The following is an 8,443-nucleotide window of genomic DNA, read 5'->3' as shown; positions in this document are numbered from 1 at the left end:
CAGGGCAGGTACGCGGAGGCAACCGCGGCCCACGAAAGGGCACTCACGCTCTACCGGCAACTCGGAGACAGGCGTGGCGAGGCCAACGCCACCAGTGGACTGGGCGACATCCACTACGCGCAGGGCAGGTACGCGGAGGCAACCGCGGCCCACGAAAGGGCACTCACGCTCTACCGGCAACTCGGAGACAGGCGTGGCGAGGCCAACGCCACCAGCGGACTCGGCAACATCCACTACGCACAGGACCGCTATCCGGAGGCGACCGCGGCGCACCGCAAGGCACTCGCCCTCTACCAGGAACTCGGCGACGGGCGCGGCCGGGCCAACGCCACCAAGAGTCTCGGCGACATCCACTACGTACAGGGCAGGTACGCGGAGGCGACCGCGTCCTACGAGGAAACACTCGCCCTCTGCCAAGACCTCGGCGACCGCCACGGCCAGGCCAACGCCACCAGCGGTCTGGGCGACATCCACTACGCGCAGGGCAGGTACGCGGAGGCGACCGCGTCCTACGAGGAAACACTCGCCCTCAGCCAAGACCTCGGCGACCGCCACGGCCAGGCCAACGCCACCAGTGGACTCGGCAACATCCACCGCGCGCAGGGCAGGTACGCGGAGGCGACCGCGTCCTACGAGGAAACACTCACCCTCTACCGAGAGCTCGGGGACAGACGCGGCCAGGCCGAGACGACCAAGAGTCTCGGCGACATCCACTACGCACAGAGCAGGTATGCGGAAACGGCAGCGGCCTACGAGGACGCGCTGCCCGTCTACCGAGACCTGGGCGACAGACGCGGCGAGGCCAACGTCCTGTACGGCATGGCGCACGTCGATCTGCTCTTCGACCGCCGCCGCACCGCCCTCAGCAGATTTCGCTCAGCACGTCGGCTGTTCGTCGAGCTCGGCCTCGCCCACTCGGTCGGGATCTGCGACCGAGTGCTGGATGAACTCACCGAGTGAACGCACACCATGCCCCGAGTCGAGTCGAGTCGAGTCGAGACGACTAGGCGGCCGCGGCCGTCCCCCTGGTTACACCGCTCGATCGGCCGACCCCGGTGTCCGGTTGGGCCGGGAGGACCCGCTGCGCCGGGGGCGGGAGGCGGAGCTGCGCTTGGGGCGCGCGGTCACCGGAGCGGTGATGACGACCGGGATGCCCGAGGGCGCCTGCGCGCCGGTGATGCGGTGCAGTTCGGCCTCGCTGGAGCGGACCTGCGTGACGTGCGGGCGGATCCCGGCGTCCGTCATGAGGCGGACCATGCCGCGGCGCTGGTTCGGGGTGACGAGGGTGACGACGCTGCCGGACTCGCCGGCGCGCGCGGTACGGCCGCCGCGGTGCAGGTAGTCCTTGTGGTCGGTCGGCGGGTCGACGTTGACGACGAGGTCGAGGTTGTCGACGTGGATGCCGCGGGCGGCGACGTTGGTGGCGACGAGCACGGTGACGTGCCCGCTCTTGAACTGCGCCAGGGTGCGGGTGCGCTGCGGCTGTGACTTGCCGCCGTGCAAGGCCGCGGCCCGCACACCGCTGTTGAGCAGGTCCTGGGTCAGCCGGTCGACGGCGTGCTTGGTGTCCAGGAACATCAGCACGCGGCCGTCGCGGGCCGCGATCTCCGTGGTGGCGGCGTGCTTGTCGGCACTCTGGACGTGCAGCACGTGGTGCTCCATCGTCGTGACCGCACCGGCGGACGGGTCGACGGAGTGGACCACGGGGTCGGTGAGGTAGCGGCGGACCAGGAGGTCGACGTTGCGGTCCAGGGTGGCGGAGAACAGCATCCGCTGCCCCTCCGGTTTCACCTGGTCGAGCAGGGCGGTGACCTGCGGCATGAAGCCCATGTCCGCCATCTGATCGGCCTCGTCGAGCACCGTGATGCCCACGTGGTCCAGTCGGCAGTCGCCCCGGTCGATGAGGTCCTTGAGCCGGCCCGGCGTCGCGACGACGACCTCGGCCCCGCCTCTCAGCGCGCTGGCCTGCCTGCGGATGGGCATCCCTCCGACGACGGTGGCCAGCCGCAGTTTGACGGAGCGGGCGTAGGGGGTGAGTGCGTCGGTCACCTGCTGCGCCAGCTCGCGGGTGGGCACGAGGATCAAGGCGAGGGGCTGGCGGGACTCGGCACGCCGGCCTGCGGTACGGGCCAGCAGGGCGAGGCCGAAGGCGAGGGTCTTGCCGGAGCCGGTCCGTCCGCGGCCCAGGGCGTCGCGGCCCGCGAGGGTGTTCGGCAGGGTCGCGCCCTGGATCGGGAACGGGACGGTCAGGCCTTCGGCGCCGAGCGCGGCGAGCAGCTGCTTGGGCATGTCGAGATCCGCGAACGCCTCGACGGCGGGCAGCGCGGGGGTGATCGTCTTGGGGAGGGCGAACTCACCCTGCAGGGCGGCGGGCCGGCGGCCGGGGCCACCCGACCGGCTCGGACCTCCGGAGCGGCCGGGGGTACCGGAGCGGCTGGGGGCCGACGCGCCGAAGCGGCCGCCTCGGTCGGCGCCGCTGGGGCCGCCGGCGTATCCACCGTTCTTACGGTTGCGGGAGGAGCGGTCGTTCGTGCGTGTGCGGTTCACGGGGAACCTTCCTTGATGCGGCACGTATCAAGGAATTCCCGCAATAAGTGAACAGCACGGAGAATAGCGAGAACGAGCCGAACTGAAAGCAAAAGCGAAAGCGGGCCCGGCCGACAGGAGCATCGGCGGGGCGATCACCGGCCCGCGCGGAGCTGGGCGTCAGGGCCGGGAATTTCTGCTTGAAAGCTCATACGGAATATTCATCCGGAGCCGGGTGGGACGTCCGCCGTACGATGACACTGCGGATTCCGGGGTACGTGCCGCGGCCGGGCGCCGCTGCGGGAGGGCCGTGCCCTCAAACGCAACGAGCTGGGGCCCGCACCCAAGGTGCGGGCCCCAGCTCATACTGCGGGTGTGCGTCAGGCGAGAACGATGTTCTCGGCCGTCGGGCCCTTCTGGCCCTGCGCGATGTCGAAGTTCACCTTCTGGCCTTCCTGCAGCTCGCGGAAGCCCTGGGCGGCGATGTTCGAGTAGTGGGCGAAGACGTCGGCGCCGCCACCGTCCTGCTCGATGAAGCCGAAGCCCTTTTCAGCGTTGAACCACTTCACGGTTCCAGATGCCATGTCAATCTCCTTTGGGCAGTGCGCCGGAGTCCGCACTCTGCGGGCTCCGTGTCGCCGTGATGATCGCCCGACCGGAAATGACCGGAAATACAAAAGCGCTCCCGACGGCAAGAAGACCTGTCGGAGGCACTTGGAGTTTTTGGGAACCACAACTGCAACTGAGATCGACAGTAGCACAGTGGGGTCGACCTCGTGCGGTGAATCATTTCACTCGGACTGTTGTGTGAGATGTCCTCACCCTGTGTTGCCCCGTTTTTTGCTTCGCGGCCACAGATATTCGGGCGTCTTGAACGGAGTGTTTTTCCGAGTGCGGCGCGCCCACACGTTCGGCGCCGGACAGCCCTCGGCGAACCTTTCCGGTCACAGCACTAGGGACCGGCCAGCTCACGCACCGTCGCCATGTCGCTGAAGGGAAGGAGCTCCTCACCCACGATCTGGTGCGGTTCGCTGCCCTTGCCCGCGATCAGGACAGTGTCCTGCGGGCCCGCCGCCGACAGGGCGAAGGCGACTGCCTGGCGGCGGTCGGTGAACCGCTCGAACGGGGTTCCCGTCGCCGTGAGGCCGGTGGCGATCTGGTCCAGGATCGCCTCCGGATCTTCGTTGCGGGGGTTGTCCGAGGTCAGGACGCACAGGTCCGAGTGGGTCCCGGCGATCCTCCCCATGTCCGCCCGCTTGGTCGTGTCCCGGTCCCCACCACAGCCGAAGACCGTGATGACCCGGCCCCGGGCGAAGCCGCGGATGGCGCTCAGTACCTTGTCCAGGGAGTCCGGCGAGTGGGCGTAGTCCACGATCACCGAGGTCCCGCTCGGGGCCTGAAAGCGTTCGAATCGACCCGGGACAGGTGGCATCTGGGCGAGCGCGGCGACCAGCCCCTCCAAGCCGTGCCCCAGGACGTGGCAGGCCGCCACCGTCGCCAGCGCATTGGACACCGAGAAACGGCCGGGAACGGTGATCGCCGCCTCATAGGTGCGGCCGTCGTGATGCAGGGTGAAACGGGTGCCGGACGCGTCCGCCCTGAGGTCGGTGGCCCGGTAGTCCGCCGGGGCGTCAAGGGCGTACGTGGTCACCGCGCCGGGCATCATCATCTGGATCCCGGCGCCCACGGCGTCGTCCACGTTGACCACCGCGTGCCGGCACAGGCCCTGGAACAGGCGCAGCTTGGCGTCCCGGTAGTTCGTCATCGTGCCGTGATCGTCCAGGTGGTCCTGGGTCAGATTGGTGAAGACCCCGACGTCGATGAACGTCCGGTCCACCCGGTGCGTCAGCAGAGCCATCGACGTGGCTTCCAGGACCGCGCTGCCGGCCCCCGCGTCACGCATGCGCCCCAGGAGGTACTGGAGGTCCGGTGCTTCCGGCGTGGTCAGCGCCGACCTCGGCATCGGGATCAGTGCCTCGCCGATCCTGCTGCCGGCCGTCCCGATGACCCCCACGCTCGCGCCCTCGGAGATCCGCAGAACCGACTCGACCATGTAGGAGACGGACGTCTTCCCGTTGGTTCCGGTGATCGCGACCACGTCCATCGCGCGTCCGGGCTCGCCGAAGTAGCGGGAGGAGACCACGGCGGCCGCCTTCCGGGTGTCGGGCACGCCAACGACGCAGGCACCTGGCGCCGCCGCCCCGACCGAAGCCGGTAGGTCCCGCGCCTCGGCGCCGACGAGTACGGCCACCGCGCCGCGCGCGAGGGCCGGGCCCACGCATTCGGGACCGCCCCCCTGGTGGCCGGGTACCGCGATGAAGAGGCAGCCCGGCGTCACCCGGTCGACGTCGAAGGTGATGCCCGAGGTGATCCGGGTCGCCTCCGGGTCGCCCTGGAGAGCCTCATGGTCGTGGCCTGTCAGCAACCCGCTCAGCTTCACGATGGTCCCTTCGAAGGTGGCTCGGGCCCGTCGTGCGGCCGAAGCCAGGCGGCAGCACCGGCGGTGCGCCGGCATCTGCGGTGATGAAGTGGGGCAGGGGAAATGGAGGTAAAAGGGCGGCCGGGTCAGGCGGAAGAGCCGGTGCGGCGGGAGCAGAGCGCGGCAGTGCAGCCCAGCAGGCGAAGTCGCGGGGGATGGGCAAGGGCGGACGAGGCGGCCGCGGGGAATCGCTAGCCGTGGCCGTGCAGCGCGCCGCGGCCGACCGAGGGAGCCTCGCCGACAGCCGCAGTAGCCGGGCGAACGCCGGCCGGACCCGCAGGGACCGGACACGGCACACGGGTGGCCTGCTGCAGGCGCTTCCCCGTGGCACGTGTGTGATCCATGGGCCGAGTGTACGTCCGGTCGAGCGGCCCTCCGCCCATGCGTGAAGGAGGCGACGGGCCTGACCCGCACCTGACGCGAGCCGGTGTTCCTCAAAGTGTTCGTCGACCTCGCAGGGGTCGTTAGGGTGGCCCGGTGTCTACGCTGCCTGTGATTCTCTTGCTGTCCGGAAGCCTGAGGGCTGGTTCCTCCAACGAGTCGGTGCTGAGTACCGCGCACGCGGTGGCGGCCTCCTCGCGGGTGCGCACGGTCCTTTACAAGGGGCTCGCGGCGCTGCCGCATTTCAACCCCGACGACGACAGCGACCCGCTGCCGCCTGCTGTGGCCGGGTTGCGGGCCGAGATCAGCGAGGCGGCCGCGGTGTTGATCTGCACCCCGGAGTACGCGGGCACGCTGCCCGGCTCGTTCAAGAACCTGCTGGACTGGACGGTCGGCGGTACGGAGATCTGCGACAAGCCCGTGGCCTGGGTGAACGCCGCCGCCCCGGGGCGTGGCCAGGGCGCGGAGGCCACGCTGCGCCTCGTACTGGGCTACACCGGCGCTTCCGTCGTGGAGGCGGCCTGCGCGAGGATTGCGCTGTCCCCGCAGATGGTGGGTGGGGACGGACTCATCACCGACCCGGGGGTGCGTGAGCAACTCGGCCAGGTGCTCGCCCTGTTGGCAGAGGCTCACGAACAGGCCGCAGGTCCCGGGCAAGGGTAGATTCCGGCGGTCGCGCCCGGCTCGTGGTCGGGGTGAGGCTGGACGGTACGTGCGGGTCGTTCGGCGGGGTTAACAGAGGTTTGACGGGTTTTCGGGCTAAACCAATGATCGATGATTAGCGTCGACCTCCATGACATCTTTAGTACAAAGTGCGTTGGGGGAAGCCGACGCCCCGTTGGATGATTTTGAAGGCTCGGTGCCCGGGGCGAGCGGGGTCGTCGTCCGCCTGGACGTGGACGAGACCGACCGCTGTTTCTTCGACCATCCGCTCGATCACATACCCGGCATGCTGCTGGTGACGGCGCTGCTCGATCTGGTCCGCGCGCAGGCGAGGGACCAGGCCGATGCGGGTTTCAACCGTCTGCGGGTCTCTCTGAGTTTCGACCGGATCTGTGAGCCCGGCGAGCCGGTGCTGCTGCACTGTGAGCCGGCTCCCGCCGAGGAGGGGCCGGTCTGGCGGCTGCGGGCCGAGCAGGAGGGCAGCGCCGTCTGCCAGGCCGTCGTGGGCCTCGCCCGCACCCCCGCCGCGCAGCCCGACGGGCAGGGTTCAGCCGCGGGGGACCGCGCCTGCCCCGCTGATGCTGCTCTCGTGCATCGGCATCTTCCGGAAAACATCCTGCTGGGTGCTTCGATGCGTACCGAGGAAGCCGCCGTCCTGGTGCCGCCCGCCGGGCACCGGCTGCACGGCGGTCCCGATGGTCTGCACACCCCGGACGCGTTGATCGAGTCGGCCCGGCAGATGTCCACGCTGCTGGCGCACGCGGCGCACGGCCGTGATCTGGACATCCAATTGCTGTGGCTCACGCTGGAGGCCGACGTGCCGACCGACCTGCCGGCGTCGGTTCCGCTGTCGCTGCGCTGGGAGTTCACCCCCGCCCGTGGTGCGCGCGCCCCTTACCCGATGGCGTTGGTGGATGCCGTCAGCGGTGAGCGGATGGGCGGCATCGAGATCACTCACCACTCCATGAGCCGTGCCCGCTACCAGGAACGGAGGGCCGCCAAATGAGCACCGTGAAGCCGGCCGCAGAACGCGGAATGTCTCTGACCGTTCAGGCGCCCCGTCTGCTGTTCCTGTGCGCGGTCGCCGCGGTGACCACCGGCATGGTGGTGCACCTGCGCGACGCGGACCACACCGTCGATCTGGTGGCCGGGGTTCTCGCCGCCTGTTACCTGGCGTGGCTCGCGGTCGAGATCCCCGTGACCTTCCGCAAGTCGACGGCTCCGCCGAGCGAGTCGGCGACGCTGCTGCTTTACGCGACGGCGCGGATCGCGACCGCTGCTGCCGCTGTCCTGGGTCCGCTCCCGTGGGACGGCTGGTCGTGGGCGCTGCTCGCGCCCGCCCTCCTCTTCGTCGGCGGCGTGGTCCTGCGCCAGGTGGCGATCCACACCCTCGGCCGTTTCTACTCGCACCACGTGATGCGTCAGCAGGACCACCAGATCGTCACCTACGGCCTGTACCGGTTCATCCGCCACCCCGCGTATGCGGGGATGCTGCTGGCGCACGTCGGGTTCGTCGCCTTCTTCCTCAACCCGGTGAGCGTGGTGCTGCTGGTGCTCCTCGCGGCCGCGATCACGTTCCGGATCCGCACCGAGGAGCGGATGCTGATGAACATCCCCGGTTACAGCGCCTACGCGGCCGGCCATGCCCGGCTCATCCCGGGGGTCTGGTGACCTTGAACATTGATCTGAGGGAGTCACCGCACGTGCTTTCCCCCGACGAGTTGCTCACCACCACGCGATCGGTGCGCCGGCGTCTGGATCTTTCGCGCCCGCTCGATCTCGCGGTCGTCAAGGAGTGCGTGGAGATCGCACTGCAGGCGCCCAACGGCGGCAACACCCAGCGCTGGCAGTGGCTGGTCGTCACCGACGCCGGGCTGCGGGCCAAGATCGGATCCGTCTACCGCCGCGCCTTCGAGAACCATTACCCGGCCGCCGGCACCACCCCCGCCGGCGCCCCCTCCGGAAGCCCCGAAGAGGCGGCCACCCCCGAAGAGGCGGCTACGGCCCGGATGATGGCGAGCGGCCGCTACCTGGCCACGCGTCTGCACGAGGTACCGGTGCTGGTGATCCCGTGCCTTCAGCTGCGCGACGGCCGGCTCCCCGAGGGCAGTCAGGCGAGTTTGTGGGGCTCGCTGCTCCCGGCGGCCTGGAGTTACATGCTCGCCGCTCGTGCCCGCGGGCTGGGCACCGCCTGGACCACCGCGCACCTGGACGCCGAGCAGGAGGTCGCCGACCTCCTCGGCCTGCCGCCCGGTGTGCGCCAGGGAGCGCTGATCCCGACCGCGCACGTCCTGGGGGAGGGCTTCAGCCCGGCCCCGCGCCGGCCCGTGGACAGCGTGCTGCACCTGGACGGCTGGACCGAACGCGCGGAGAGCGGTGACCTGGATGACTGAC

8 protein-coding genes are annotated in these 8,443 nt (G+C 69.8%); 5 read left to right on the top strand and 3 right to left on the bottom strand.

From position 1 onward, the window contains the following. Nucleotides 1-960 (top strand): tetratricopeptide repeat protein (locus tag ACZ45T_RS35510; RefSeq protein ID WP_468448265.1); only part of this gene is annotated, 960 nt, incomplete at its 5' end. A gap of 69 nt (nucleotides 961-1,029) precedes the next feature. Here the strand turns inward: ACZ45T_RS35510 and ACZ45T_RS35505 are convergent. From ACZ45T_RS35505 to ACZ45T_RS35495, 3 genes are all read right to left on the bottom strand, one after another. Then, the gene (locus ACZ45T_RS35505; RefSeq protein ID WP_468448264.1) at nucleotides 1,030-2,547 is read right to left on the bottom strand and encodes a DEAD/DEAH box helicase; all 1,518 of its coding nucleotides are present in this window, start codon (nucleotides 2,545-2,547) and stop codon (nucleotides 1,030-1,032) included. 359 nt (nucleotides 2,548-2,906) lie between these two features. Further along, complete coding sequence (locus ACZ45T_RS35500; protein WP_093678426.1) at nucleotides 2,907-3,110, bottom strand: cold-shock protein; 204 nt, start codon at nucleotides 3,108-3,110, stop codon at nucleotides 2,907-2,909. A 368-nt stretch (nucleotides 3,111-3,478) separates the two neighbouring features. Further along, entirely contained in the window at nucleotides 3,479-4,966 is a 1,488-nt protein-coding gene (locus ACZ45T_RS35495) for a UDP-N-acetylmuramoyl-L-alanyl-D-glutamate--2,6-diaminopimelate ligase (protein WP_468448263.1), read from the bottom strand. A 516-nt stretch (nucleotides 4,967-5,482) separates the two neighbouring features. Between ACZ45T_RS35495 and ACZ45T_RS35490 the strand changes: the two genes are divergently transcribed. The 4 genes from ACZ45T_RS35490 to ACZ45T_RS35475 all read left to right on the top strand — a co-directional run bounded on the left by ACZ45T_RS35490 (nucleotide 5,483) and on the right by ACZ45T_RS35475 (nucleotide 8,442). Continuing rightward, nucleotides 5,483-6,049 (top strand): NADPH-dependent FMN reductase, encoded by a 567-nt coding sequence (locus ACZ45T_RS35490; RefSeq protein ID WP_468448262.1) that lies wholly within the window; start codon nucleotides 5,483-5,485, stop codon nucleotides 6,047-6,049. Nucleotides 6,050-6,203: 154 nt separating this feature from the next. After that, entirely contained in the window at nucleotides 6,204-7,055 is an 852-nt protein-coding gene (locus ACZ45T_RS35485) for an AfsA-related hotdog domain-containing protein (protein WP_468448261.1), read from the top strand. Then, nucleotides 7,052-7,720, top strand: a complete 669-nt coding sequence (locus ACZ45T_RS35480; RefSeq protein WP_468448260.1) for a methyltransferase family protein — start codon at nucleotides 7,052-7,054, stop codon at nucleotides 7,718-7,720. Before ACZ45T_RS35485 ends, ACZ45T_RS35480 begins: the two co-directional genes overlap by 4 nt. A 32-nt stretch (nucleotides 7,721-7,752) precedes the next feature. Continuing rightward, nucleotides 7,753-8,442, top strand: a complete 690-nt coding sequence (locus ACZ45T_RS35475; RefSeq protein ID WP_468448259.1) for a nitroreductase family protein — start codon at nucleotides 7,753-7,755, stop codon at nucleotides 8,440-8,442. Nucleotide 8,443 lies beyond the last annotated feature (1 nt).

It is taken from the genome of Streptomyces sp. NPDC030995 (assembly GCF_055571215.1).
Note: the sequence above shows the minus strand (reverse complement) of the source record. Positions and strands in the feature narration are given on the sequence as shown.

Coding starts and splice junctions, on each gene's coding strand:
- ACZ45T_RS35500 (WP_093678426.1), bottom strand. CDS start 3,110: ATGGCATCTGGAACCGTGAAGTGGTTCAACGCTGAAAAGGGCTTCGGC.
- ACZ45T_RS35480 (WP_468448260.1), top strand. CDS start 7,052: ATGAGCACCGTGAAGCCGGCCGCAGAACGCGGAATGTCTCTGACCGTT.